29 protein-coding genes are annotated in these 25,060 nt (G+C 70.9%); 22 read left to right on the forward strand and 7 right to left on the reverse strand.

What is annotated here, in order from left to right:
- The first annotated feature begins 12 nt into the window (after window positions 1-12).
- From rpmG to Q0Q23_RS14095, 4 genes are all read left to right on the forward strand, one after another.
- On the forward strand, window positions 13-162 hold the full coding sequence (rpmG, locus tag Q0Q23_RS14080) for a 50S ribosomal protein L33 (protein WP_295125234.1): 150 nt from the start codon (window positions 13-15) through the stop codon (window positions 160-162).
- A gap of 2 nt (window positions 163-164) precedes the next feature.
- Entirely contained in the window at window positions 165-470 is a 306-nt protein-coding gene (rpsN, locus tag Q0Q23_RS14085; protein ID WP_295125094.1) for a 30S ribosomal protein S14, read from the forward strand.
- 252 nt (window positions 471-722) lie between these two features.
- Entirely contained in the window at window positions 723-1,007 is a 285-nt protein-coding gene (locus Q0Q23_RS14090) for an HU family DNA-binding protein (protein WP_055922178.1), read from the forward strand.
- A 128-nt stretch (window positions 1,008-1,135) separates the two neighbouring features.
- Window positions 1,136-3,109, forward strand: a complete 1,974-nt coding sequence (locus Q0Q23_RS14095; RefSeq protein WP_295125099.1) for a cytochrome c oxidase assembly protein — start codon at window positions 1,136-1,138, stop codon at window positions 3,107-3,109.
- A 4-nt stretch (window positions 3,110-3,113) separates the two neighbouring features.
- Here the strand turns inward: Q0Q23_RS14095 and Q0Q23_RS14100 are convergent, their stop codons facing one another.
- Window positions 3,114-4,154: a hypothetical protein gene (locus tag Q0Q23_RS14100; RefSeq protein WP_295125102.1), complete on the reverse strand. Its 1,041-nt coding sequence runs from the start codon at window positions 4,152-4,154 to the stop codon at window positions 3,114-3,116.
- A 93-nt stretch (window positions 4,155-4,247) separates the two neighbouring features.
- Between Q0Q23_RS14100 and Q0Q23_RS14105 the strand changes: the two genes are divergently transcribed.
- Together Q0Q23_RS14105 and Q0Q23_RS14110 are read left to right on the forward strand one after the other, a co-directional pair.
- Window positions 4,248-5,552 carry an ATP-dependent RecD-like DNA helicase gene (locus Q0Q23_RS14105; protein ID WP_295125105.1) on the forward strand — a complete coding sequence of 435 codons (1,305 nt, stop codon included), beginning with the start codon at window positions 4,248-4,250 and terminating at the stop codon, window positions 5,550-5,552.
- Between the two features lie 141 nt (window positions 5,553-5,693).
- Entirely contained in the window at window positions 5,694-6,047 is a 354-nt protein-coding gene (locus tag Q0Q23_RS14110) for an FHA domain-containing protein (RefSeq protein ID WP_295125108.1), read from the forward strand.
- Between the two features lie 58 nt (window positions 6,048-6,105).
- Here Q0Q23_RS14110 and Q0Q23_RS14115 read toward each other — a convergent pair whose 3' ends face one another.
- On the reverse strand, window positions 6,106-6,624 hold the full coding sequence (locus Q0Q23_RS14115) for a hypothetical protein (protein WP_295125111.1): 519 nt from the start codon (window positions 6,622-6,624) through the stop codon (window positions 6,106-6,108).
- Between the two features lie 23 nt (window positions 6,625-6,647).
- Entirely contained in the window at window positions 6,648-7,061 is a 414-nt protein-coding gene (locus Q0Q23_RS14120) for a DUF4383 domain-containing protein (RefSeq protein ID WP_295125114.1), read from the reverse strand.
- 168 nt (window positions 7,062-7,229) lie between these two features.
- Here Q0Q23_RS14120 and Q0Q23_RS14125 point away from each other — a divergent pair, with 168 nt between their 5' ends.
- Window positions 7,230-8,501, forward strand: a complete 1,272-nt coding sequence (locus tag Q0Q23_RS14125) for a serine hydrolase (protein ID WP_295125117.1) — start codon at window positions 7,230-7,232, stop codon at window positions 8,499-8,501.
- A gap of 25 nt (window positions 8,502-8,526) precedes the next feature.
- On the opposite strand, the gene Q0Q23_RS14130 is transcribed toward Q0Q23_RS14125, so the two are convergent.
- The 4 genes from Q0Q23_RS14130 to flgN are packed head-to-tail and all read right to left on the reverse strand — an operon-like array spanning window position 8,527 to window position 11,714.
- Complete coding sequence (locus Q0Q23_RS14130) at window positions 8,527-8,910, reverse strand: flagellar assembly protein FliW (RefSeq protein WP_295125120.1); 384 nt, start codon at window positions 8,908-8,910, stop codon at window positions 8,527-8,529.
- Complete coding sequence (gene flgL / locus Q0Q23_RS14135; RefSeq protein ID WP_295125123.1) at window positions 8,907-9,791, reverse strand: flagellar hook-associated protein FlgL; 885 nt, start codon at window positions 9,789-9,791, stop codon at window positions 8,907-8,909. Before flgL ends, Q0Q23_RS14130 begins: the two co-directional genes overlap by 4 nt.
- Window positions 9,792-9,793: 2 nt before the next feature.
- Window positions 9,794-11,218 carry a flagellar hook-associated protein FlgK gene (gene flgK / locus Q0Q23_RS14140; RefSeq protein WP_295125126.1) on the reverse strand — a complete coding sequence of 475 codons (1,425 nt, stop codon included), beginning with the start codon at window positions 11,216-11,218 and terminating at the stop codon, window positions 9,794-9,796.
- A gap of 1 nt (window position 11,219) precedes the next feature.
- Complete coding sequence (gene flgN, locus Q0Q23_RS14145; protein ID WP_295125129.1) at window positions 11,220-11,714, reverse strand: flagellar export chaperone FlgN; 495 nt, start codon at window positions 11,712-11,714, stop codon at window positions 11,220-11,222.
- A 382-nt stretch (window positions 11,715-12,096) separates the two neighbouring features.
- Here flgN and Q0Q23_RS14150 point away from each other — a divergent pair, with 382 nt between their 5' ends.
- From Q0Q23_RS14150 to Q0Q23_RS14220, 15 genes are all read left to right on the forward strand, one after another.
- A complete protein-coding gene (locus tag Q0Q23_RS14150; RefSeq protein WP_295125132.1) occupies window positions 12,097-12,906 on the forward strand; it encodes a sigma-70 family RNA polymerase sigma factor in 810 nt (269 codons plus the stop codon).
- Between the two features lie 97 nt (window positions 12,907-13,003).
- Window positions 13,004-13,837 carry a flagellin gene (locus Q0Q23_RS14155; RefSeq protein WP_295125135.1) on the forward strand — a complete coding sequence of 278 codons (834 nt, stop codon included), beginning with the start codon at window positions 13,004-13,006 and terminating at the stop codon, window positions 13,835-13,837.
- A 111-nt stretch (window positions 13,838-13,948) separates the two neighbouring features.
- Entirely contained in the window at window positions 13,949-15,337 is a 1,389-nt protein-coding gene (fliD, locus tag Q0Q23_RS14160) for a flagellar filament capping protein FliD (protein WP_295125138.1), read from the forward strand.
- A complete protein-coding gene (gene fliS, locus Q0Q23_RS14165) occupies window positions 15,337-15,807 on the forward strand; it encodes a flagellar export chaperone FliS (RefSeq protein WP_295125141.1) in 471 nt (156 codons plus the stop codon). Before fliD ends, fliS begins: the two co-directional genes overlap by 1 nt.
- A complete protein-coding gene (locus tag Q0Q23_RS14170) occupies window positions 15,788-16,081 on the forward strand; it encodes a hypothetical protein (RefSeq protein ID WP_295125143.1) in 294 nt (97 codons plus the stop codon). The genes fliS and Q0Q23_RS14170 overlap by 20 nt, the downstream gene beginning before the upstream one ends.
- A gap of 522 nt (window positions 16,082-16,603) precedes the next feature.
- Window positions 16,604-16,945, forward strand: coding sequence for a flagellar basal body rod protein FlgB (gene flgB / locus Q0Q23_RS14175; RefSeq protein WP_295125146.1), 342 nt, complete (start codon window positions 16,604-16,606; stop codon window positions 16,943-16,945).
- Window positions 16,946-16,982: 37 nt separating this feature from the next.
- Window positions 16,983-17,375, forward strand: a complete 393-nt coding sequence (locus Q0Q23_RS14180) for a flagellar basal body rod protein FlgC (protein ID WP_295125149.1) — start codon at window positions 16,983-16,985, stop codon at window positions 17,373-17,375.
- Entirely contained in the window at window positions 17,375-17,689 is a 315-nt protein-coding gene (gene fliE, locus Q0Q23_RS14185) for a flagellar hook-basal body complex protein FliE (protein WP_295125152.1), read from the forward strand. Before Q0Q23_RS14180 ends, fliE begins: the two co-directional genes overlap by 1 nt.
- Entirely contained in the window at window positions 17,689-19,290 is a 1,602-nt protein-coding gene (gene fliF / locus Q0Q23_RS14190; RefSeq protein WP_295125155.1) for a flagellar basal-body MS-ring/collar protein FliF, read from the forward strand. Before fliE ends, fliF begins: the two co-directional genes overlap by 1 nt.
- Window positions 19,287-20,306: a flagellar motor switch protein FliG gene (gene fliG / locus Q0Q23_RS14195; RefSeq protein ID WP_295125158.1), complete on the forward strand. Its 1,020-nt coding sequence runs from the start codon at window positions 19,287-19,289 to the stop codon at window positions 20,304-20,306. The genes fliF and fliG overlap by 4 nt, the downstream gene beginning before the upstream one ends.
- Entirely contained in the window at window positions 20,296-20,916 is a 621-nt protein-coding gene (locus tag Q0Q23_RS14200; protein WP_295125161.1) for a FliH/SctL family protein, read from the forward strand. Before fliG ends, Q0Q23_RS14200 begins: the two co-directional genes overlap by 11 nt.
- Window positions 20,913-22,241 (forward strand): FliI/YscN family ATPase, encoded by a 1,329-nt coding sequence (locus tag Q0Q23_RS14205; protein ID WP_295125164.1) that lies wholly within the window; start codon window positions 20,913-20,915, stop codon window positions 22,239-22,241. Before Q0Q23_RS14200 ends, Q0Q23_RS14205 begins: the two co-directional genes overlap by 4 nt.
- Entirely contained in the window at window positions 22,241-22,690 is a 450-nt protein-coding gene (locus Q0Q23_RS14210; protein ID WP_295125166.1) for a hypothetical protein, read from the forward strand. The genes Q0Q23_RS14205 and Q0Q23_RS14210 overlap by 1 nt, the downstream gene beginning before the upstream one ends.
- Window positions 22,687-23,502, forward strand: a complete 816-nt coding sequence (locus Q0Q23_RS14215; RefSeq protein WP_295125169.1) for a C40 family peptidase — start codon at window positions 22,687-22,689, stop codon at window positions 23,500-23,502. Before Q0Q23_RS14210 ends, Q0Q23_RS14215 begins: the two co-directional genes overlap by 4 nt.
- Window positions 23,499-25,046, forward strand: a complete 1,548-nt coding sequence (locus Q0Q23_RS14220) for a flagellar hook-length control protein FliK (protein WP_295125172.1) — start codon at window positions 23,499-23,501, stop codon at window positions 25,044-25,046. The genes Q0Q23_RS14215 and Q0Q23_RS14220 overlap by 4 nt, the downstream gene beginning before the upstream one ends.
- The last annotated feature ends 14 nt before the right edge of the window (window positions 25,047-25,060 follow it).

Genomic DNA, 25,060 nt, shown 5'->3' on the forward strand with positions numbered 1-25,060 from the left:
AAGCAGCAGGACATCCGTCCGATCATCAAGCTCCGTTCGACGGCGGGCACCGGTTACACCTACGTGACCAAGAAGAACCGCCGCAACGACCCCGACCGTCTCGTGCTCAAGAAGTACGACCCCATCGTGCGCAAGCACGTCGACTTCCGAGAGGAGCGCTAATCATGGCCAAGAAGTCCAAGATCGCCAAGAACGAGCAGCGCAAGGTCGTCGTCGAGCGCTACGCCGCCAAGCGCGCCGAGCTCAAGAAGGCCCTCGTCGACCCGAACGGCACCGACGAGTCCCGCGAGGCCGCCCGCGTCGGCCTGCAGAAGCTTCCCCGTGACGCTTCGCCGATCCGCGTGCGCAACCGCGACGCCGTCGACGGCCGTCCCCGCGGAAACCTCAGCAAGTTCGGCATCTCGCGTGTCCGCTTCCGCGACATGGCGCACCGTGGCGAGCTGCCCGGCATCACCAAGTCGAGCTGGTAGTCTCCTCGAGAGCACACGCGACACCCTTTGGAGGGGCGTCCGGCATCCGCCGGGCGCCCCTTCGTCGCGTCTGGATCGCCCCGGGCCTGGATACGGCGTGGGAACCCGTCGAAAATCCGCGAGAATCCGCGTGTTTCCGGGCGATTCTGATACATTCGAGGCGGTCGACCGACCAAACGTTACGGCCCCCGTGGCCTCAACCGTTCCACAAGATAGCTGAATAACCAGCACAAGGTCCGAGGAGGACACTCAATGGCTGACAACCTGAACAAGACCGAGCTCGTCGCTGCCGTCGCTGCGGCGTCGGGCCAGAGCCAGGCCACCGTCTCGAGCGTCGTCGACGCGTTCTTCGCCACGATCAGCGACACCGTCAAGGGTGGCGGCAAGGTCACCATCCCGGGCTGGCTCGCCGCCGAGCGCACCGAGACCGCTGCTCGCACCGGCCGCAACCCGCAGACCGGCGAGGAGATCTCGATCCCGGCCGGCCACCGCGTCAAGCTGACCGCGGGCTCGAAGCTCAAGGCTGCCGTCAAGTAATCAGCCTGCACAGGCTCCACGGGGGCGGCGTCGCGACAGCGGCGCCGCCCCCGTTCCGCATCGTGCGCGGGATACCGGCCGCTGCGCCTGTGGGCAGGCGTCCAGCGGCGGCGACGTAGGCTTGACGGGTGCCCCGACTTCTCCGAGTGATCGGTCCAGCCGTTCTGCTGGCAGCCGCTCTCGCCGCCGTCGCGGCGGCCCTCGCGTACGGCGGCGGCGCCGCTGCGCCACTGCTGCTCGACCCCGGCGCGCTGGTGCGCTGGGGCCTCCCGATCTCGACGTTGATCGTCAATCTCAGCCTCTCCGGAACGGTGGGCGCGCTCGTCCTCGCCTGTTTCGCCTTCAGCTCCGACAAGCGGGAGTACGGGCTCGCGCTCGACTTCGCCGCCGCATCCGCCGCCGTCATGACCGTCGGCGCCGCCGTCACCGGGCTGTTCACCTTCGTGAGCGTGTCGAACGTGCCCTGGTCGCTCGACCAGACCTTCACCAACGGGCTCAGCTCATTCGTCACGAGCGTGTCGCTCGGTCAGGCGTGGCTCGGTGTCACGCTCATCGCCGCCGCGGTCACGGTGCTCTGCTTCGCCGTGCGCAACCAGACCGCGATCGTCTTCGTCGCGGTCCTGGCCATGGCCGCCGTCGTCCCGATGGCGCAGCAGGGCCACAGCTCCGAGGCCGCCGGCCACGACGCCGCCGTCACGTCGTTCGGGCTGCACGTGCTGTTCGCCGCGATCTGGCTGGGCGGCCTGGTGACGCTCATCGTCGTCAAGAACACGCTCGGCGGCGGCCGCCTCGTGACGGTGCTGGAGCGGTACTCCAGCATCGCGCTGATCAGCTTCATCGTGGTCGCGGCCTCCGGTTATGTGAACGCGGAGCTCCGGGTGGGGACGCTGGCCGAGCTGGCGACGCCGTACGGCATCCTCGTGCTCGTCAAGGTGGCGGTGCTGGTGGTGCTGGGGCTCTTCGGGCTCATGCAGCGCCGCGTTCTCATCGACCGCCTGAAGCGACGGGGCGAGGGCCGCACATTCTGGTGGATCGTGACCGCCGAGCTCGCGTTCATGGGGATCGCCTCGGGCGTCGCCGCCGCGCTCGCCCGCACGGTCACGCCGGTGCCGCAGACGCGCGCCGCGACACCGACCCCCGCGGAGATCCTCACCGGCGACAAGCTGCCTCCCGAGCTCACCTGGGGGCGGCTGTTCACGAGCTGGAACTTCGACCTGCTCTGGGTGCTCGGCTGCGCCTTCGCACTCTTCTTCTACCTCGCCGGGGTGTGGCGGCTGCGCCGCCGCGGCGACGCGTGGCCGGTCTACCGCACGATCCTGTGGACGCTCGGCATCGTCCTGCTCTTCTACATCACCAACGGCGGCGTGAACGTCTACGAGAAGTACCTCTTCTCGGCGCACATGTCGGCGCACATGGTGCTGACGATGGCCGTGCCGCTGCTGCTCGTGCCGGGAGCGCCGGTGACCCTTGCGGCACGCGCGATCCGCAAGCGTCAGGACGGGTCGCGCGGTGGCCGCGAGTGGATCCTCCTCGCGGTGCACTCCCGTTTCGCGGGGATCATCTCGCACCCGCTGGTCGCGGCCGGCCTGTTCGCCGGGTCGCTGTGGGCGTTCTACTACACGCCCTTGATCCGCTGGGCCACCACCGACCACATCGGCCACGAGTGGATGGTGGTCCACTTCCTCATCACCGGGTACCTGTTCGTCCAGTCGCTGATCGGCATCGACCCGGTGAAGTACCGGCTCCCCTATCCGTTCCGGCTCCTCCTGCTGCTGGGCACGATGGCGTTCCACGCGTTCTTCGGGCTGTCGATCATGCAGATGCACGGCCTCCTGCTCGCGGATTGGTTCGGGGCGATGGGGCGCACCTGGGGCGCGACACCGCTGGTCGACCAGCAGACCGGCGGCGGGATCGCCTGGAGCGTCGGCGAGATCCCCACGGTCATCCTGGCGATCGTCGTCGCGATCCAGTGGAGCCGCAGCGACGAGCGCGAGACGAAGCGCCGCGACCGCAACGCGGACAGGACCGGGGAGGCGGAGCTGAAGGCCTACAACGAGCAGCTCGCGCGACTCGCCGCGCGCGACGGCACGGCGCAGAGGTAGGCCCCTACTCCCCCACGACGATGTCGAGCGACCCGTCGGGCCGGATGACGACGCTGGTCAGCGAGACGTCGAACTTCTCATCAGACTCGCGGTGCTCGACGGTGCCGTCGAAGATCGACTGCACGGTGACGGAGAGGTGGACGGTGCCGGGCGTCTGCGGCATGGTCCAGGCCGTGGTGCCGGCGACCAGCCGGACGACCGGGTACCGGAGCATCGTCCAGGTGGGCGCCCCCTGCACGCGGTCGTCGATGACGACCCCGAACGGGCAGCCCGCCGGCTGCAGAACCTGCTGCCGGGCGCATCCGTCGAGGAACCCGTTCAGTTCCTTCTGCACCGCGGCGGTGAAGGCGCTGTCGGGCTGGGCGTCCACGGTGACCTCGGCCACCCGGCCGGGAGCGGCCTGAACCGCCACGGTCGCGGCCTTCAGGTACGTCGACGTGTGGCCCAGCTCATAGACCGCCGGCGCCGGAACCAGATAGTCGGCCGCGACCGTGAACGCGGATGCGGGCTGACTCCGATCGGCGGCGCGCGGGTACACGGTGTGGCCGCCGACGGTGAACGTCTGTGCGTGGGCGACGGTGATGCGCGCGACGCCGACCGGTGTCGTCGCGAACTCCCAGGTCGGGAGGAGGCCGAGGATCGCACCGGTCTGCCGCACCTCGAACGTCGTCGAGATCGGCGTGCCGTCGGCGCGGAGGTGCACGGTGACGCTGCGACGGTCGCCGGCGGCGTCCACAGCGGACGCGACGCGGATGTCCGCCATCGCGGGCAGGAGGTCGGAGCGCAGCAGCTCGGTGGAGGCGCCGGTGGGCAGTCCTGCCCGCTTCAGCGCGGCCGGGGTCGGGGCGGCTCCGGGCATCGAGAGGGCGCCGGGGAGGTCGTGGGACGCGAGAGAGGACAGGTAGGCCGAGACGAACCCTTCAGGGCTGTAGAACGTGCGCTGCACGGCTCCGAGCGCCGACAGGAACGCGGCGACCAGCAGCACACCGAGGCCGGACCACAGCAGCACGGGGCCGATGCCCCGACGCTCTCCGACCCCTCCCATAGACGCCATCCTAGGGGCGTGTGGATAACCGTCCCGGCCGTCATCGCCCGCGTTAGAGTAGTGCGGCAGGTCGCGTGAGGGAAGGGGACGCCGATGGCCGGACTCTCGCTCTCACCCGAACAGCGCGCGGTGTTCGAGCTGATCGAGCACACCCGCGACCACGTCTTCGTCACCGGGCGGGCCGGCACCGGGAAGTCGACGCTCCTCAACCATCTGTCGTGGAACACCGAGAAGTCGATCGTGATCGCCGCCCCGACCGGCGTGGCCGCGCTCAACGTCGGCGGGCAGACCATCCACTCGCTGTTCAAACTCCCGATCGGCGTGATCGCCGACCACGACATCGACCAGACCAGTGAGCTGCGCAAGCTGCTGAACAGCATCGACACCCTCGTCATCGACGAGGTCTCGATGGTGAACGCAGACCTGATGGATGCCGTCGACCGCAGCCTGCGGCAGGCCAGGCAGAAGCCCACGGAGCCGTTCGGCGGCGTGCAGGTCGTGCTGTTCGGAGACCCGTACCAGCTCGCTCCCGTTCCGGGGGACCACGAGGAGCGCGCCTACTTCAGCGACACCTACCGTTCGATGTGGTTCTTCGACGCGAAGGTCTGGCGCGACGCCGACCTCCACATCGTCGAGCTGCTGCAGGTGCACCGGCAGCACGAATCCGACTTCCGCTACATGCTCAACGCCGTGCGCCACGGCCAGGTCACCAAGGAGATCGCCGATCGGCTCAACGCGGTCGGCGCCCGGCCCGCGCCCGACGACGGCACGATCACGCTCGCGACGCGCAACGACACCGTGAACCGGATCAACGCGCAGGCCCTGGAGCGGCTGCCCGGTCGGCCTTTGACGGCGAAGGCCGAGGTGAGCGGCGACTTCGGCGGGAGGAACTATCCGGCCGACGAGGTGCTCGAGCTCAAGGTCGGCGCTCAGGTGATGTTCTTGCGCAACGATGTCGGGCAGGGCGACGGGCCGCGTTGGGTCAACGGCACGATCGGCACGGTGACGCGCATCGACTCCAACGTCTACGTGGAGGTCGACGGCGAGGTGTACGAAGTCGAGCCGGCGATCTGGGAGAAGTACCGCTACAACTACTCCCCCGAGACGAAGAAGCTCACCAAGGACGTCGTGGCCGAGTTCACGCAGTTCCCGCTGCGGCTCGCCTGGGCGGTGACCATCCACAAGTCGCAGGGCAAGACGTACGACGCGGCGATCGTGGACCTCGGCTCGCGCGCGTTCACCTCCGGTCAGACGTACGTGGCCCTCAGCCGCATCACGAGTCTCGACGGCCTCTATCTGACGAGACCCCTGCGGCCGAGCGACATCACCGTCGATCCGGATGTGGAGCGGTTCATGCGGGACGCCCGGCCGGTTCGCGTGCCGGTGGCGTCGGACTGACGGGCGGTGGCGTCGGACTGACGGGCGGTGGCGTCGGACCGACGGGTGGCGGGACCGGCGGTCCGCGCATCCCCGCTAGGGATCACAGGCGTGTCGTGGCATGCTGGGCGAGGCGCATCGGGCGGCGGAAGGAGAAGGCGGATGGCGGTCACGTTCGCGCTCGACCTGAGCGACGGGCAGCACGTCGAGACGTCGGGGAACGGTGTGATCGGACGCAATCCGGCTTCGCACACGCCGGGGACCGAGTTCGACGATCCCGCGCACATCGAGCTGGTGACGGTGTCGGACGACGCCAAGTCGGTCTCACGGGCGCATCTGGCTTTCGGCCAGTACGACGGGGTGTTCTGGGTGATGGATCTCGGTTCGGCCAACGGGACCACGATCAGCTACCCGGGCGAGGGCACGTTCGCGTGCGACCCGAACACCCGGCACGAGGTCGACCCGGGATCGATCGTGCGTTTCGGCAACGCGTCGTTCGCGCTGAGCCGGCGCTGAGCCGGCGCTGAGCAGTTCCGCCGATCCGCCCGGTCGACGCGTCGTCCTCCCGGGAGGATCAGTGGTGGTGGTGGACTGTCACCGCTGCGACGCCGGCATCCGTCGCGCCGAGGGCGGGGATGGTCACCGCAGAGACCGCGCACGCGCTGAGCATCAGCGCGAGGACGAAGCGCAGGGCGCCGCTCGTCGGCTGCACCGGTCTTCTTCGCCGCAGCACGACCGCCGATACGGCCGCGATGCCGAGGTCGAGGAGCGAGGCCGTGCCTATCGGCGCGAACGGCAGGGTCAGCACCGTTCCGGACGAGGCTGTGGCTCCGACGACCGCGAGCCCCGCCCAGAGCCCCAACGGCACCAGCGCCAGGGCGGGCACGATGCCGAACAGCGGCGGCCGGTCCCTGGCGAGCGTGGCGACGGCCCAGGCCAGCTCGGCCAGAGCAAGGCCCAGCAGCACCGACAGCAAAGGAAGGGGTGCGCCGGGGGCCAGGGCTGCGTGCAGCAGTCCCGCCCCCAGCGCGGCCACGGCCAGGAACGCCCGGGTCGCGGGCGCGACGGCGGCCGTCCTCGACATCCTGCTCATGGGAAGAGCCGTGGCCCAGCCGGTCATGCGGTCGCCGACGTGGTGCGCACGGTCCGCTCGGCGCCCAGACCGACGCCGAGGAGCACGATCGCGCTCACCAGGTGCAGGAAGTGGTCGGGGGTGTTCAGGGCCAGGATGTTCGCGCCCGTGCCGACGAGGAAGAAGCCGACGATGCCGAGCAGCAGGTAGACCGCGCCGACGGTGGTGTTGACCGCCTTCGCCGCAGCGACGCGTGTGAGCCCGGCGATGAGCAGTGCCGCGCCGATCAGCAGGTGGGCGACGTTGTGCAGCGGGTTGACCTCGAAGATGCCGAGGATCAGACCGCCCTTGGCGGCGACGAAGCCGACGCCGCCGGTGAAGGCGAAGCCGAGCAGGCCGACCAGCAGATAGACCGCGCCGAAGATGGTCGCGACGAGACGATTCGGTGATGTGCGCATGTGTCGTTCCTCCTTGGAAGACGGCGCGCGGCCTGCGCGCCTCGGGAAGGATTCGGCATGGTCGCCGGAACGGATTGGACACGGGTCGGGGTCACCGCGCTCTGCTGCCGGCGGGCTACAATCGCTGAACAGGGCCCGCGGGCCCCGTCACGATCATCGGGGGATGTGATGCAGAGAGCTTCGCGGCTGCGCCGGCTGGTTCTCGCGGCCTCGGCCGCGCTGCTCACGGTCGCGCTGGCCGGCTGCGCCTCCTCCTCCGCAGACACCGGCTTCCCTCCGCAGCGGGACGGCGGATTGCCGTCCGACGTCACGAAGCGGCTCAAGGCGGCGGTGACGGACGCGATCGACCAGTCGGGCGGATCGGCCGGGATCGTCGGAGTCTGGGCGCCGTGGGCCGGAAGCTGGACGGCCGCGATCGGCACGACGAAGCGCGGCGGCTCGACGCCGGTCACGCCGTCGATGACCTTCCGGATCGGCCAGCTCACCACGCCGATGACCTGTACCGTCCTGCTCGAACTGGTCGACGACGGCACTGTGCGGCTCGACGATCCGGTGACGAAATGGCTGCCAGGCCTGGTCGGCGTCACTGGAGTGACGCTGCGCGAGCTCTGCCAGAACACCTCCGGAATCGGCGACTACGCTGCCGCGCTCCGCACCGAGTTCCTCGCGAACCCGACGAGGTACTGGCCGCCGCTGGAGCTCGCGAGCGACGGGATCGCGACCGCGCGCACGGGCAGCCCGGGTGAGCGGTACGCTCCGTCGCAGACCAACGCCGTTCTGGTCGGTATGGCGCTCCAGAACGCCAGCGAGAGCAGCTGGCAGCAGCTCTACGACGACCACGTGTTCTCGCGGCTCGGGATGACGGCGTCGACTCTTCCGGACAACGCCGTCCTCACGGTGCCGAGAGCGCACCCCGCGGGATACGCCGCCGCGCTCGACGCCACGGGCGCTCCGGTCTGCGACCAGGTGCACGAGGTGACCGCGCTGTCGCCGTCGATGGGGTGGACGGCCGCCGGCGTCGTGTCGAACGTGCCCGACCTCAAGGTCTTCGCGCAGGCGCTGGCGAGCGGAGCGCTGCTCAGCAGCCGCTCGGCGGACGCCCAGAACAAGACCGTCGGCGCCGGCGCCTCCTGGCTGGGCTACGGCCTGGGCGTCCAGTCCGTCGGACCGCTGCGCGGTGGCGCCGCAGCCGTTCCCGGCTACCTGTCGGCGATGTACGCGGACCCGTCGTCCGGACTGACCATCGTCGCGGCCGTCAACAATTCCACGCCGGGCGCGGGGTTCGCGCAGGCCCTCGCGCAGCGGCTCGCCTCGATCGTGTCCAAGGTGCCGGCAGCTCAGAAGGGCGCGAAAGCCGTCGCCGCCCTGCCGTGGTCGGAGGATCAGGCCGTCGCGGCCATGAAGGCTGCCGCGCCGTGTCCCGCCACCCCGGCCAAGTAGGGTCGCCTCACGTCAGGCCGTACGGTCACCCGCCCGCGAGGGCGGCCAGCTCGGCGCGAACCGGCAGGGCGTCGTCGTCCAGCACCAGCTGGAGGGCCGCGCCGTCGGCCCGGTTGACGACGACGGGCGCAAGCAGGTTCACGGTGCTGCCCTCCCTCGACGGCGTCACCACGACCAGCAGCATGGCCTCCTCCGGAGCGCTGATGCCGAGCTGCGCTGCGCGGTCGTCGGGAAGCTCAGGCGAATAGCCGGGAAGGTGCACTTCGGCGTCGATCGTGAAGAGACGCACCTCCGGACGCTCCACCGACGACAGGGAGTACAGGCCGTCGGCGCCGGGCACGACCGTGAGCTCGAACTCGGCGAGCGGCTCGAGTCCGGGCGGAGGGACGATGAACCGCACGGCGCTCATCGGAGGAAGTCCATCAGGGTCGGCTGCAGGACGCGGGCGGTCACGGCGATGGCGGTCTGGTAGTTCACGTCCTGCGTCTTCAAGTCGAGGAGGACCTTGCTCAGGTCGACGTCCTCCAGGCCCGCACGCTGCGACTCGAGTGAGACGGCTCCGGAGGCGAGCGCGTCCTTGGCCTTGTCGAGGCGGGTCTGGCGTCCGCCGATCTCCGCGTGCTCTCCCACGATGGCCTTCATCCTGTCGTCGATCTCCGCCAGTCTCGGCCCCACGTTCACCCCCGACCGGAGGTCGCTCACCGTGTTGTCGATGAGTGCGAACACCGACGACGCGCCGGTACCGAACGCAGCTGCGCCGTCGGCGTCGACCCGCACGGTCGCGTCGGGGCCGATCCTGCGCTCCACTGTACTGGCCGCCGAGCCGGTGAACGAGTAGTCGGGCTGGAAGGCCACGCCGGCGTCCGAGTTGCCGGCGAAGACGGTCCTGCCCTGGTAGGTGGTGTTCGCCAGCGACAGCAGGCTCTTCTTGATGCCCTCGAGCTCCGTGGCGATCGACTCCTTCGCCTCGGGCGAGAGCGAGCCGTCGTTGGCGCCCTGCACGGTGAGGTCGCGGAAGCGGCGCATCAGCGTCTCCGCGCTGGTGAGCGTCGAGTCGGCGGTCGTCAGCCAGCCATCGCCGTTGTCGGCGTTGCGCTGGTACTGGGTGGTGGCGGCCTGGCTCGATCGGACCGTCAGGGCGCTCGCCGTGGCCGTCGGGTCGTCGGACGGCCGGGTCAGCTGCTTCTGGCTCGTCGCCTGATCGTAGAGCTTGGCCTGACGCTGCAGGCTGAGCTGCAGGTTGTGTTGGGCGTTCGCCGTCTGTGTAGCGTTCGTGACGCGGGTGAACACGATTACCTCCCGACCAGTCCGGTGTGGTTGATGAGCACGTCGAGCGTCTCGTCCACAGCCGTCATCACCCGGGCGGCGCCCTGGTACGCGTGCTGGAACGTGAGCATGCTCATGTTCTCCTCGTCGAGGTCGACGGAGGAGTTGGCGAGTTGCGCGCTGCTCGCCGAGCTCGCTGCGAGATCGGCGAGATCGGACTGCTGCTGCTCCGTCTTGCTCGCGACGCCGACGCGCACCACGAACGCCGACCACTGCTTGTCGACGGCGTTCGCTCCCGTGCCGAGCTGCGCGATCGCGTCGGCGACGCTGCCGTTCGCTCCGCCCGCGCCCGGAGTGCCGGTGGCGATCTGCGAGACGGACGTCGGAACCACCGAGAGGCCGAGCGCCGCCGGCCGGGAGGCATCGATGGCGAAGAAGTCGAGGCCGGTCGCGCCGGTGGGGGTGGAGCCGGTGCTGTGCACGGCGTTGACCCGCTGCGCGAGCGTCACGGCGAAGGCGTTGTAGCTCGCGGCGGCCTCGGCGAGCACACCGCCGGTGCCGGTGGCGTCGGCCGGTGCGAGAGTGGAGACCGCACCCGCGATCTGACCACCCTCCAGGGCGACGGCGGAGCCGGGGCGGTGCGTCCATTCGAGCTGCACCGGGGCGCCTGCCGCGTCGGCCAGGCGCTGCGCACCGGAGAGCTGGACGGCGTTGGCTGTGGTGCCGCTGACCAGGGCGTTGCCGCCGACCAGCACATCCACCGTGCCGTCCGCGTTCGGCCGCACCACTCCCCCGGCGAGGTTCGCGATCTGGGCGGTCAGCGTGTCGCGTCGGTCCAGGAGTTCGTTCGGGGACGCGCCGGAGGCGACCGCCTGCCGGATGCGGCCGTTGAGGTCGGCGACCTCGGAGGCTGCTCGGTTGAGGTCGTCGACCATGCCGGCGGCGTTCTGGCGTACCGCGGTCCACTGGTCGTCGACCGACCGGTAACCGGCCGCGATCTGGTTCACGAGAGTGCCGGCCTGGCCGAGCAGCACACCGGCGGGGGCCTGCTCCCCCGCCTGGTTGGCGACATCGCTCCAGGCCGACCAGAACTTCTGCAGCTGGGCCGAGAGCCCGTTCGTGCCCGGCTCGTTCAGCGAGTCCTCGAGAGAGGTCAGCGCGTTCGCGCGCACGGACGAGTAGCCGGCGAGCGCGGTCGTGCTGCGCACCCGGGCGTCGAGGGCGGCGTCGTCGAGGCGCTGCACGCCGTCCACGCTCACCCCCTGACCCGGCCGCACTCCGCCGGTGAACAGACCGGCGGAGGTGAGAGCCGGCACTCCGGAGGTGGTGACCCGCTGGCGCGTGTAGCCGGCGGTGTTCGCGTTGACCAGGTTCTGGCCCACGACGTCGAGCCCGGCCTTCGCGGCGACCAGACCGGTGTAGGCCGTGTTGAGTCCGCTGAAGGTGCTCACGTTACGCCTCCGTGTCGAAGAGGCGGCCGCCGGCGTCGCCGGCACGGCTCTCCCCCGCCGATCCGTACACGCCGGCGTCGGGGCCGGACCCGGACAAGCCGCTCAGCGTCTCCTGCGTCGAGCGGGCGGCCTCCCGCAGCAGGCGCTCGTTGGTGTCGCGCACGTCGGCGATCTGGCCGGTGAGCTCGGTCATGGCCGTCAGGTGCGAAGCGAAGATGTCGGACCAGATGCCGTCGGGGGCGCCGGCGGCCAGCTCGCGGAGGGTGGCTTCGGGGCTGAGCCCCCACTCCTCGGCGACCACGGACACCTCGATCGTGCGGGCGAGACCGGCGTCGCGCATGCGCTCCATCACCTGCTCCACCTCCCGCGTAGCGTGCGAGATCCAGCGCGACTTGCCGGCGATGAGCAGCAGCTGCTCCTCCTCCAGCTTGAACAGCAGCAGCTCCAGCAGCTCGCGCTCCTTCCAGAGCTGAGCGGAGAGTTCGCTCGCGGCCATGTCGCTCCTGACGTCCTCGTGAGTCGTTGTGCGCACAGAATCCCTCGGTCCGTGGCGGAACGGGTGTCCGCCTCATGGGGGACCATCGGCACCTGTCGCCCCGATGTTAGGCGGCCGGGCCTATGAAATCCCTCAGGCCCTACCGCGTCTGAGGGACTGCTCAGTATTCCCCGTACTGGGGGTAGGGGCTGCCCCGTAGTGGGGGCATCGCGCTCGAGATCTGAGAGGACTCCCATTGTTACCGTGAACACGAAAGACCCCTAGCACCCAGGTTCGGCACCCGAGTAAGCCCGAACTTCCGAGCACCGCCCGAGTACCCGCACCATCCCACCCCGACCGGGAGGTGCCGCGGTACCCGTCCGATGAAGAGGGGTCGCCCAGCGTGAACCGCACAGAACGTAACACGCTCGTCGTCGAGAACCTGCCGCTGGTGGGGTACCTGGTCTCCGACCTGTGCTCCCGCGCCACCCACCTGTCGCGAGACGACCTGGCCTCGGCCGGCGCCGTCGCGCTGGTGACCGCGGCGGAGGCGTACGACGCGTCGACCGGCGTGCCCTTCGGCGCCTACGCACGGACCCGGATCGTCGGGGCTCTGGCCGACGAGTTGCGCGCCGGCGACTGGGCGACGCGTTCGGCCCGCAAGCGCATCAAGGCGACGCTGGCGGTTCAGGAGAGCCTCACCGCCGCGCTCGGTCGCACGCCGAACGTCGACGAGATCGCCGCCGCGCTCGGCGTCGACCGCGAGACGGCGGCGGCCGGGCTGGCCGACGCCGCACGCTCGGTGACCGCGATCGACGAGACCGTCGAATCGATGCTCGTGTCCGAGTCGGCCGGTCCGGAGGAGACGCTGCTCGCCGGCGAGCGGACGGCGTACGTGCGCGCCGCCGTGGCCGCGCTGCCGGACCGGATGCGCTCGATCGTGGAGGCGATCTACTTCGACGACCGCACGGTGACCGAGATCGCCGACGAGCTCGGCATCACCCATTCGGCGGTGTCCCAGCAGCGCTCGGAGGCCATCCGGCTCATGCGCGAAGGCATGGCGACCCACTACGCGGACGACGGCGATCCGGCCGTGATCGAGGCGAAGACCTCCCAGGCGCGCCGCAGCGCCTACCTGGCGCGACTCGCTCAGCACGCCGTCGCGCACCTCCACCCGCACGCGCCCTCCCCCACCACGGCGCGCGCATCCTGACGAAGTCGTCCCTAACGAGCCGCCACCGACGGCCGATAGGACTCACTGCGGGACATGGACGGACCGCGAACCGAAGCCCAATCATGGAGGAAACATCATGGGTATGCAGATCAACACCAACATCTCGGCGCTCAACGCCTACCGCAACCTGAACAACACGCAGAGCGACCTCTCGAAGTCGCTCGAGAAGCTGTCCAGCGGCCTCCGCATCAACCGTGCGGCGGACGACGCGGCAGGCCTCGCGATCTCCGAGGGCCTGAAGTCGCAGGTCGGCGGTCTGACCGTCGCCGCCCGCAACGCTCAGGACGGCATCAGCGTCGTGCAGACCGCTGAAGGTCAGCTGACCGAGGTCCACTCGATCCTGCAGCGTGTCCGCGACCTCGCGGTCCAGGCCGGCAACGACTCGAACAACGCCGACTCGCGCACTGCGATCCAGACCGAGGTCACGCAGCTCACCAGCGAGCTCACCCGCATCTCGGGAAGCGCGAACTTCAACGGGATCAAGCTGCTCGACGGCTCCAACGCGTCGCTGACCTTCCAGGTCGGTGCCGGCTCGGTGGCCGCGAACGACCAGATCTCCGTCGACCTGTCGGGTGCGAACGTCGCAACGGTCGCCACCGCGGTCGGTGCGCTGCAGTTCGACTCGTCGGCGAACGCCCTCACCTCGATCGCGGCTCTCGACACGCAGATCAAGAACGTGTCGACCGCGCGCGCCAACCTCGGTGCGGTCCAGAACCGCTTCGAGAGCACCATCCGCAGCCTCAACGTCTCCCAGGAGAACCTGTCGGCGGCGGAATCGCGCATCACCGACACCGACATGGCGTCCGAGATGGTGAAGTACACCCGCTCGAACATCCTGTCGCAGGCGGGCACCGCGATGCTGGCCCAGGCCAACCAGTCCGGCCAGGGCGTCCTTCAGCTCCTCCGCTAACCGCAGAGGCCCGCTTCAGATCCGGCGGCCGGGATGTCATCCCCAAAGGGCATCCCGGCCGCCGCTCCACACGTACTACCAGCACCACCGCCGTAGGAGGGAGAGCACCACATGAGCATGGCCGTCGATGGTCTGATCAGCGGACTCAACACCACGCAGCTGATCGACCAGCTGATGCAGGCGGAGGCCGTTCCGCAGACGCTGCTGAAGAACAAGGTCACCGACTCCACGACCTTCATCACGGCGATGCAGACGCTGAACACCAAGATCGCGTCGCTCGCCACCGCCGCGGCCGCGCTGGCCAAGCCGGCGGGCACCGACCTCCACACCGCCTCGGTCAGTTCGACCTCCGTCACGGCGACCGCGGGCACAGGAGCGGTGGACGGCACCATCGACTTCACCGTGGACCGCCTGGCGCAATCCCAGGTCACGGTCACCGGGCCTCTCACACAGTGGACCGACCAGCCCCCGACCCTCACCTTCGTCGCCGCCGACGGAACGACCACCCAGGTCACCGCGTCGAGCTCGTCGCTCGCCGACGTGGCCGCGGCGATCAACAAGGCCGGGGTGGGCGTCAGCGCCACCCAGGTCGCCGCCGGGCTCGACCCCGCGACCGGCCAGCAGCTCTACCGGCTGCAGCTCAGCTCCGCCAAGACGGGTGCGGCCGCCGCTTTCACCGTGTACCGCGGGACTCCCGCGGATGTGACTGCCGGAACGGCGACGAACCTCCTGAACGACCCGGGAGCCGCGCAGGTGCGGCAGGCCCAGGACGCGCAAGTCACCCTGTGGGCGGGATCGGCCGCGGCGCAGGCCGTGACGAGCTCGACGAACACGTTCAGCAGTGTGCTCCCCGGTGTGACGGTGACGGTGTCCGCCGCCTCCACGACCCCGGTGACGCTCACGGTCTCCCGCGACGACACGGGTATCTCGAACGCCGCGAATTCGCTGGTGACCAGCCTGAACGACATCTTCACCTTCATCTCGCAGAAGCAGGCGGTCGCGACCGGGACGGACACCGCGGGAGGTACGACCGTCACCGCGGGCGCCTTCACCGGCGACTCGACCGTCCGCGACGCGAATCAGAAGCTGATCGACGCGGTCATCGCCCCGATCAACGGGATCTCCCCCAGTACCTACGGCATCAGCATCACCAGCGACGGGCAGGTGACGTTCGACAAGACAGCCTTCGCCACCGCCATCGCGAACGACCCGGACGCCGTCAAGTCAGCAGTGACGACCATCTCCCAGCGCGTCGCGGACGCCGCGAGCGTCGCCAGTGACACGTACACCGGCACGATCACCACGAAGATCCAGGGCGAGCAGTCGACGGTCAAGAGCCTCAACGACCAGATCGCCGACTGGGACACGCGCCTGGCCGACAGGAAATCGACCCTCCAGAAGACCTATGCGAATCTCGAAGTCCAGCTGCAGCAACTCCAATCCCAATCGTCGTGGCTGACCGGCCAGCTCGCCTCCCTCTCCTCTTCTTCGGGCGCCTGATGAACCTGCTCAACTCCGCCGCCGCGAAGCTGTCCGCCTACAACCGCGACAGCGTCCTCTCCGCCAGCCCCGCGCGGCTGGTGACGATGCTGTACGACCGGCTCGTGCTCGACCTCACCCGCGCCGAGGAGGCGCTCCGTGCGCAGAACTGGCCGACGGCGTGGGAGAACCTGCGTCACGCCGACCAGATCGTCGCCGAGCTCGCCTCGAGCCTGAAGGTCGACGTCTGGGACGGCGCCGACGGTCTGCTCCAGTTGTACGGCTACCTCGCCGATCTGATCGTCGCCGGGACCGTCGACCACGATGCCTCGAAGGTCCGCGAAGCGATCGAGCTGGTCGAGCCGCTGCGCCTCGCCTGGCACGAGGCGGCCGCGAGCCTGCCGGCGGCGTCCGCCCCCGCGCACTCCCCGTTCGGCGACGCGGTCGCCGGCGCCGACCAGGACACCGGACGTGACCTCGGTGTCGCCTGAGCGCACCTGGGCCGAGGCCCTGGAACGCATGGAACGTGAGCTGCACGGCGCGCTCGCCAAGGTCGATCCGATCCCGTGGCGTCCGCCGGCCGGTCTCGGGCCGATCCCCGAGGAGCTCCAGGAGCGGGCCGCCCGCCTCCTGGAGGCCCAGCTGCACACCATCCGGTACCTCGAAGACGTGCGTCAGACGACCGCGCGGCACCTCGCCGCGGTGAACTCCGTGCCGCGCGCCGAGGTCGGCCCGCACCCGGTGTACTTCGACCTCATCGGCTGATCCGACACGTCGCGTCGGGCGTGTCGGCGTGTTCACCGCGCGTTCAACTGCCGGGGGTGGACCGACATGTCCACTCGCGGCCGTCGTCCCCAGCTTCTCCACCTGTGGATAACTCTGGGGAAAAGCCGTGGATGAGTGCGCATAACGTGTGGAGGACACGCGCGGCTTGTGTGGAATCTCAGAATTCACAGCGAGATGTAAAGCGCCCTGACCAGGGATTTTATTCGGAACTAGGCAAAATCGAAGCTTTGTTCTAAACCACAACGGTGTAATTCACACCGGGAAATCGGCTGTGGATAGATCTGTGATTTCAGCGCAGCACCGCGCATTCATCCACAACCCGCACCGAGCATCCTCCGCCCGGTGCGAACCCTGCTGTTCACCTGGCGGGATGGCCCGCGAACTGGGCACGAGCGTCGTCGCTAACGCTTCCCTCCGCGCGGCCGATAGAGGCCTACGAGCACGGATCGCTCGCCGACCGGCCACGGACAGGCCACCCCTCGACCACCGATGGAGTGCAGCGTGCTCGAATCCGTGACCAGTGCCGCCCTGTCGAGCGCTCTCGACGGCCTCTCGGCGCGCCAGCGCGCGATCGCCAACAACATCGCCAACGTCAACACGCCCGGCTACACCGCGGAGCGGGTGTCGTTCGAGGACGCCCTGGCCGCCTCGGTCGCGCGCGGAGACGGCCACGCCTCCTCGACCACCGGCCGCTCCCTCGAGCCCACCCGGACCGACGGCAACAACGTCAATCTCGACACTGAGACGCTCTCCAACGTCGACACGGTGCTCCGCTTCCAGTTCGCCTCCCAGGCGGCGGGCAACGAGTTCTCGCTCGTCCGCGCCGCCCTGAAGACCAGCTGACCGGCGCCCGCCGCCTCGACGACCGAAAGGACACACGATGACATTCGACGCCATCGGCATCGCGGGCACGGGCCTGACCCTGCACCGCAAGTGGCTCGACGCGATCTCGGACAACCTCGCGAACATCAACACGGCCAAGCCCACCAACGGCGCGGCTTTCCAGGCGCGCTACGTCGTCGCCCAGGAGGGGCAAGGAGTCTCGGGCGCCTATGTCGCGGGAGCGGCCTACGGCAGCGTCGAGGGGCGCATGGTCTACGAGCCCGACAACCCGGTCGCCGACGCGAAGGGCTACGTGCGCTATCCCGACATCGACCTGTCGTCGCAGATGGGGTCGCTCATCATGGCCGAGCGCGGATACCAGGCGAACGCCGCGGTCGTCGACCGCGCCAAGGAGACCTATCAGGCCGCCCTCCAGATCGGGAGGAACTGATGCCCATCGACGCGATCGGCGCGATCGGCTCGATCGGCGCTGCGACCGGGACAGCGGGCGCGTCCGCCGCGAGCGCCGCCACCGGCACCCGGGGGAGCTCGTTCAGCGACGCCCTGAGCGGTGCCGTCGACAACCTCCAGCAGCTGCAGGGCACGAGCGACTCGCTCGCCGTTCAAGCGGTCACCGGCAACCTCGACGACATCCACAAGGCGACTCTCGCCTCCACGCGCGCCCAGGTCACGCTCGAACTGGTCGCCGGCGTGCGCAACAAGGCGGTCGACGCCTTCAACGAGATCATGAGGATGCAGGCCTGATGCCCCAGCAGGTGACGAGCTTCTTCCGCCGGCTCGGCGACACGATCCGCGGGTTCAGCGTGGCCCAGCGGGTCATCGCCGTGATCGGCGTGGCCGTGATCGGCCTCGGAGCGGCGGGGCTGGCGATGTGGGCGTCGCAGCCGTCGTACACGCCGCTGTTCTCGGGCCTGCAGGCGGCGGACGCGTCGTCGATCGTCGACCAGCTGCGCACCGACGGCGTTCCGTACCAGCTCACCGACGGTGGGGGCACCATCATGGTGCCCCAGCAGAAGGTGTACGACGAGCGGCTGAAGGCGGCGTCCGCCGGGCTGCCGACCTCGACCTCCAACGGGTACTCCCTGCTCGACAAGATGGGCGTGACGTCGTCCGAGTTCCAGCAGTCGGTCACCTACAAGCGGGCGATGGAGGGCGAGCTCGCCAACACGATCGCCGCCATGAAGGGCGTGAAGACCGCCTCGGTGCGACTGGCCATCCCCGAGGACACCGTGTTCGTCTCCGAGAAGAAGGATCCGACGGCGTCGGTGTTCGTCGAGACGCAGGCCGGCGTGACGCTCACCGCCGACCAGGTGCAGGCGATCGTGCACCTGACCAGCGCCGCCGTCACCGGGATGCAGCCGACCGACGTCGCCGTGGTCGACGCGAACGGCAACGTGCTGAGCACGGTCGGCGCCGGCGCGACCGGGGGAGCGGACAAGCAGGCCACCGACTACGAAGCCCGCGTGAAGTCGGCCGTGCAGGACATGCTCGACAAGGTCGTCGGCGTGGGCAACGCCACCGTCGCGGTCGCGGCCGACGTCAGCACGGAGTCGGCCCAGCGCACCGAGGAGTCGTTCACCTCGCCCACCAACGCTCCTTCGCTCAGCGAGACCACGCAGAAGGAGACCTACTCGGGGACCGGCGGCAACTCCGCCGCGGGGGTGCTCGGACCGGACAACATCGCCGTGCCGAACGGCGCCACCGGCAACGGGACCTTCAACTCGGAGTCCAGCACGAAGGACAACGCGGTCGACAAGGTCACCGAGCAGCGCACCATCCCGGCGGGCGCGATCAACCGGCAGACCGTGTCGGTCGCGGTGAACTCGGACGCCGTCTCCAACGTGAGCGCCGCCGAGCTGCGGAGCATGGTGAACGCGGCCGCCGGCATCGACACCAAGCGCGGGGACTCGGTCAGCGTGCAGCTCGTCCCGTTCAGCAAAGCGGGCGCGACCGAAGCCGCCAAGGCGATCCAGGAGGCGAAGGACGCGGCCGCGGCCGACCAGCTCACGGGCATCATCCGCACCTCCATCATCGGCGCCGCGATCGTGGCCGCCGCGATCATCGCGTTCGCGCTGTTCCGCCGCGGCCGCAAGCGTGCCGCCGAGGACGCCGAGCTGGAGGCCGAGCGGGCCGGCACCGCGGCCCTCGACGCCTCCGCGTTCCCCATCGCGCTGGAGCCCGCCGCGCCGACGATCCCGATGCAGCTCGACCCGGTGCCCGACCCGACGGGCCCCGAGCTCGAGGCCGAGCGCCGCCGCCAGGAGATCGAATCGCTCGCCGAGCGCGACCCGCAGAAGACCGCGGAGTTCCTGCGCAGCCTGATGGAGGAGCGGGCCGGCGCATGAACGACACCAAGACCCCGCTGACCGGCCCCCAGAAGGTCGCGGTCGTGCTGATGAACATGGATCAGCAGCGCGCCGCGCAGGTGATGAAGCAGTTCTCGGACGAGGAGGCCGACGAGATCACCGCGGAGATCCTGCGCCTGCGCCGCGTGGACCCGGCGGTCGCCCAGAAGGCGCTGAGCGAGTTCCACGACCTCACGGCCCGCGGCGGCGTCAGCACCCGCGGCGGACGCGACATCGCCGTCGGCCTCCTGGAGGCCTCGTTCGGCGCCGAGCGCGCGACGGGGGTGCTCAACCGGGTGGCGTCGTCGCTGGCGGGCAAGCAGTTCGAGTTCCTCGACGCTGTGGAGCCCGGCCAGGTGCAGATGCTGCTGGCGGGCGAACTGCCCCAGACGAGTGCGCTGGTGCTCGCCCACCTGCGGGCCGACCACGCCTCGCGGGTGCTGGCCGGACTGGACGACGACGCCCGTACCGAGGTCGCCCACGCGATCGCGACCATGGGCTCGCCGAGCCCCGACGCCGTCCGCGTCGTCGCCGACACGCTCAAGCAGCGCGCCAGCGCGGTGGTCTCCGCACGCACCGCCTCCGACTCGGTCGGGGGAGTGCAGCCGCTCGTCGACATCATCAACCGCGCCGACGCCGCGACGGAGAAGGCGCTGCTCGAATCGCTCGAGCAGCGCGACCCGGCTCTGGCAGAGGAGGTCCGTTCCCGGATGCTCACGTTCGACGACATCGTGCGGCTCGACCCGCGCGACGTGCAGCAGGTGCTGCGCGGGGTCGACGCAGCCGTGCTCGCCGTCGCGACGAAGGGCGCGACCGAGGCGGTCACCGAGGTGATCACGCAGAACCTGTCGGAGCGCAATCGCGAGATCCTCGAAGACGAGATCCGCATCCTCGGCCCCGTGCGCCTCTCGCAGGTGGAGGATGCGCGAGCGTCGATCGTCCGCGCCATCCGCGACTTGGAGGCCGCGGGGACGATCACCGTGCAGCGCGGAGACGAGGACGCGTATGTCGAATGACGTCGCCTTCGCACCGCTGAGCGTCCCCGTCCTCGCCGAGACGGAGGACCAGCACGCCGCTGCGGACGCCGCGCGCGCGCGCGGGTTCGCAGCGGGGTACGCCGACGGGCGGCGCACGGCAGCGGCCGAGCAGGAGGCCTGGTCGGCCGACGCCCGGCGGCAGCGAGCGGCGGAGGCGGAGGAGGCGGCCGAGCGGCGCGCGGTACTGGAGCGTGCCCTGCGAACGGCGGCCGACGAGCTCCGTGAAGCGACCGTGCCCGTGCTCGCGGACGTCGAAGCCACACTGGTCGCGGCGGCGTTCGAACTGGCCGAGGCGGTGGTCGGCGCGGTGCTGGCCGACCGGCTGGCCGCAGCCCGGGCGGCCGTCGCGAGGCTGTTCGCCGAGGCGCCCGCAGGGGAGCTCACGGTGATCCGCCTCAACCCGGCGGACCTGGCGCTGCTCGCCGAGGCGGGCCCGGGCGGCGGCGCGGGCGTCGTCCCACTGGACGGGATCACGACCGTGCCCGATCCGTCCCTCGCTCCGGGGGACGCGATCGGCGGCCTCCCGACCGGCTGGCTGGACGCGCGCATCCGCACCGCGCTCGACCGGGCCAGGGAGGCGCTGTCGTGACGGCCGCGCTCGCGAACTGGGCCGCGGCCGTGGACGCCGCGGCGGTGGAACGCGTCGGCCGGGTGACCGCGGTCGTCGGCCTCGGCGCCGAGGTCGAGGGCGTGCACGCGGCCATCGGCGACCTCGTGGTGATCGGCGACCGGGACGGGGTGCACGCCGAGGTCGTGGCCACCACCTCCACCGGGGCGAAAGTCATGCCGTACGGGCGGCTCACCGGAATCGCCGCGGGTGCACCGGTGCGTGCCGTGCGCAGCCCGCTGCTCGTCCCGACCGGCGACGGGATGCTCGGCCGCGTGATCGACGCTCTCGGGCGTCCGGTCGACGGCCGCGGACCGATCGCACCCGACGGGTTCGTCGCCCTCGACAACCGCGCGCCGGACGCGATGCGGCGCGCGCGGATCCACTCGCCGCTCGGACTCGGGGTGCGCGTGCTGGACACGCTCGTCACCGCGGGCCGCGGCCAGCGCCTCGGGCTGTTCGCCGGGTCGGGCGTCGGCAAGTCGTCGCTGCTCTCGATGATCGCGCGTGGGACCGACGCGTCGGTGTCGGTGATCGCACTGGTGGGGGAGCGGGGCCGCGAGGTCCGCGAATTCCTCGAGGACGACCTCGGCCCGGCCGGCCTGGCGCGATCGGTCGTGGTCGTCGCCACCTCCGACGAGCCGGCGGTCATGCGCCTCCGTGCCGCCTTCGCCGCCACCCGAATCGCCGAGTCGTTCCGCGACCAGGGCCGGGACGTCGTGCTGATGATGGACTCGCTGACCCGGGTCGCCATGGCGCAGCGCGAGATCGGCCTCTCGGCGGGCGAACCGCCCGCCACCCGCGGCTACCCGCCCTCGACGTTCTCGCTCCTCGCCCAGCTGCTCGAACGTGCGGGCACCGGCGAGACCGGGTCGATCACGGGCCTCTACACCGTGCTCGTCGACGGCGACGACCACAACGAGCCCATCGCCGACGCCGCGCGCAGCATCCTCGACGGTCACGTCGTGCTCGACCGGAGGCTGTCCGTCGTCGGGCACTTCCCGTCGGTCGACGTGCTCGGCTCGATCTCGCGGCTGGCCTCCCGGGTCACCACTCCCGAGCAACGCGCGGCCGCGACGGCGTTGCGCAGCATCCTCGCCGCCAAGGTCGCGGCGCAGGACCTGCTCGACGTCGGCGCATACAAGCCGGGCACGAACCCGCGCGTGGATGCCGCGGTGGCCAACGAAGACGAGATCAACCGGTTCCTCCGTCAGGGGATCGGCGAACCCTCCGCGTTCGCGGACGGCTGGGTGCGGCTGAACGAGCTCGTGGCGGCGATGCCCGCCGCCAGGACAGGGGTGGTGTGATGGCACGGACGTTCCCACTGGCCGGACTGCTGCGGCTGCGGCAGATCGAGAAGGACCACGCCGCGAGCGACCTCGCCGCGGCGAACGCGCTGCGCCGCGACGTGCAGGACCGCCAGGTGCGCGCCATCGCCGCCCTGCACGCAGTGCCGGCCGAGGCGACCGATGCGAGCACGATGTTCGCGCTCGCCGCCGCGCGGGCCTCCAGCCGGAGCATGCTCGCCGACCTCGCCGCGTACGCCGAACAGGCCGAGGCGGGGGCCGCCGAGGCACAGCAGGCGTTCACCGAGGCCAAGAAGCGCGCCGTCGGGCTGGAGAAGCTCGAGGCGAGGCACCACGCGGAGGTCGTCGCCGGCGACCTCGGCGCCGAGCAGGCGGCCATCGACGAGATCGCGACGGGCGCATGGCAGCGCGGGAGGTCCGGTCAGGACGAAGGAAGGCACGAGGCATGACGGTCACCGACGCGATCGGTCGGATCTCGCAGATCCAGGCGACGATCGCCCAGCTCGACTCCATCACGACAGGATCCGGCGGCTCAGCCGCCTCGTCGGCCGGCGCCGTCTCGTCGACGCACTTCGCCGACGCGCTCGCCGGCGCGCTCGGCACCTCCGGCGTCACCGGCGCGGCGGGCACGACCGGCGGGGTGACCGGCGCCGACGTCGTCGCCGATGCCAAGAAGTACCTCGGAGTGCCCTACGTCTTCGGCGGGACGAGCTCGTCGGGCATCGACTGCTCCGGCCTGGTGCAGCGCGTCTACAAGGACCTCGGCATCGACCTGCCCCGGCTGGTCTCCGGCCAGGCGAAGATGGGCACGGAGGTGCCGTCGCTCGCCCAAGCGCAGCCCGGCGACCTCATCGTCACCAACGGCGGCGAGCACATCGTGATCTACGCCGGAGACGGCAAGGTCATCCACGCGCCCAGCGAAGGCCGGAACGTCAGCCTCGTGAACAACTGGATGGACGACTCCGACGTCGTGACCATCCGGCGGATCGTGCCGCAGGCGAGCGCGGCATCGAGCGCAGTGAACGGAACGTCGTCGGCGGCGCTGGCGTCGGCACTCGCGAGTCTGTCGGGCTCGTCGGGTGCTGCGGGTCTGTCGGGTGCTGCGGGCCTGTCGGGTCTGTCGGGTCTGTCCGGCCTGTCGGGTCTGTCCGGCCTGTCGGGTCTGGCCGGGCTGGCCGGGACGGGCTCGTCGAGCTCGACGACCCAGGCCGATCTGCTGCGGTCGCTCCTCGCCTCCGTGATGCAGGGAGGGTCGCTGTGACGCCCGGAGCGGTGACGGCACCCGCCGCTGCGCCGCAGAGCACGGGAGCGACCGGGGGAGGAGCGCGCTCCGGCCGCTCCGGAGCGGATGCGTTCGGAGCGTTCCTCGCCGGCGCGGCGGACGCGCACACGGACACGGCGGGTCGACGCGAGCCGGCACCCTCCTCGCGCACGGCGCCGACGCATCCCGAACACACCCCGGGGCGGCGGCACGCAGCGGCGAGCACCCGTTCGGAGGACAAGGCCGCCGATGCAGGAGCCGAGGCACCCGCCGCGGCTCCCGGTGAGAAGGCATCGTCGGCGGCGGACTCGGCGGCGGCTCCGCTCGCCGCGACCGCGGCCGCGGTGGTCCCGACGACCACGAGCGCTGTCGATGCATCCTCGGTCGCGGCATCGGCGACACCGCTCGTCGGGGCGGCCGCAGAGCCCGCTGTGCAGGCTGCTCCGGTGGCGGCTGTGACAGGGATCGCCGGGCCGGCTCGGGCGGCGACCGCCCTGTCCGCCGCCGGTGGCGAACACGGTGTCGCGACTCCCGGCACCGCACCCGCCACGCCGGAGATCGCCACTGCAGCCCTGGCAGCCCCGGGGACGAAGGACGGACTCGCGGCGTCGGTCGCGGACGGCGCGCCCACGGCGCCGTCGAACCCCGGGGCGTCCAGCCCCGCGCCATCCGAACCCGCCGCGGCATCGCGCGCGCCGCAGCAGGCTCCGCTCGCGACCGGAACGGCGGACCGGTCGGGGTCGCCTGCGGGATCGGCGGATCCTGACACAGCTTCCGCGACGGCCGCGCCGACGACAGTGGACCCACTCCCGCTCTCCCCGGCTCCGCGTGGAACCAGCGCTGCTCGGCACGAGGCGGCAGCCGCTCAAGCGGCCGTGGCGCCGAACGCGGCGGCCGGAGAGCCGGTGACCTCCCGGCCCGTGCCCGCCACCGGCCCGGCGGTCGGACCGCAGAACCGGCCGGCCAGCGTCGGCGACGCGCTCCCGGCAGTCTCCGCGGCGGCCCCGGCCGCGCCCGCGCAGATCACCGTCCCGGCGGTGGCCACGGCCGGGACCGCATCCTCCGCACCCGCGCAGCAGCCGCCGACCCTCGACGCGCAGCTCGCGCGACCGGTGTTCACCCTCGCCGCAGCAGGTCGTGGCGAGCACATGATGACCGTGCACGTCACTCCCGACAACCTCGGCCCGGTCACCGTCCGTGCCCACGTCGGCGCCGACGGCGTGCGCGTCGAGCTGTTCGCCCCGACCGACGCGGGCCGCGACGCGCTGCGCGCCATCCTGCCCGACCTCCGCCGCGACCTCGGCAGCACCGGCCTCTCCGGCACCCTCGACCTGTCATCCCAGAGCCAGCCGTCGCCCCAGCACCAGGCTGCGGCCGACGGCCGTGCCGGGGGACAGCACGGGGACGGGCGTCCCGCCGCCGACGGCCGTCCCGCGGGCGACGACCGCGCCACTCCGGGCCGAACCGCGGCCGACCGTGGTTCCGACCGCCTCCCTCGCCCCGCCGCAGAGGGGGCCACCCACTCGATCGACCTCATCGTCTGAGACACGAAAGGAGC

The sequence above is a fragment of the uncultured Leifsonia sp. genome, from assembly GCF_945957465.1.
In the GTDB taxonomy this organism is placed as follows: Bacteria; Actinomycetota; Actinomycetes; order Actinomycetales; family Microbacteriaceae; genus Leifsonia.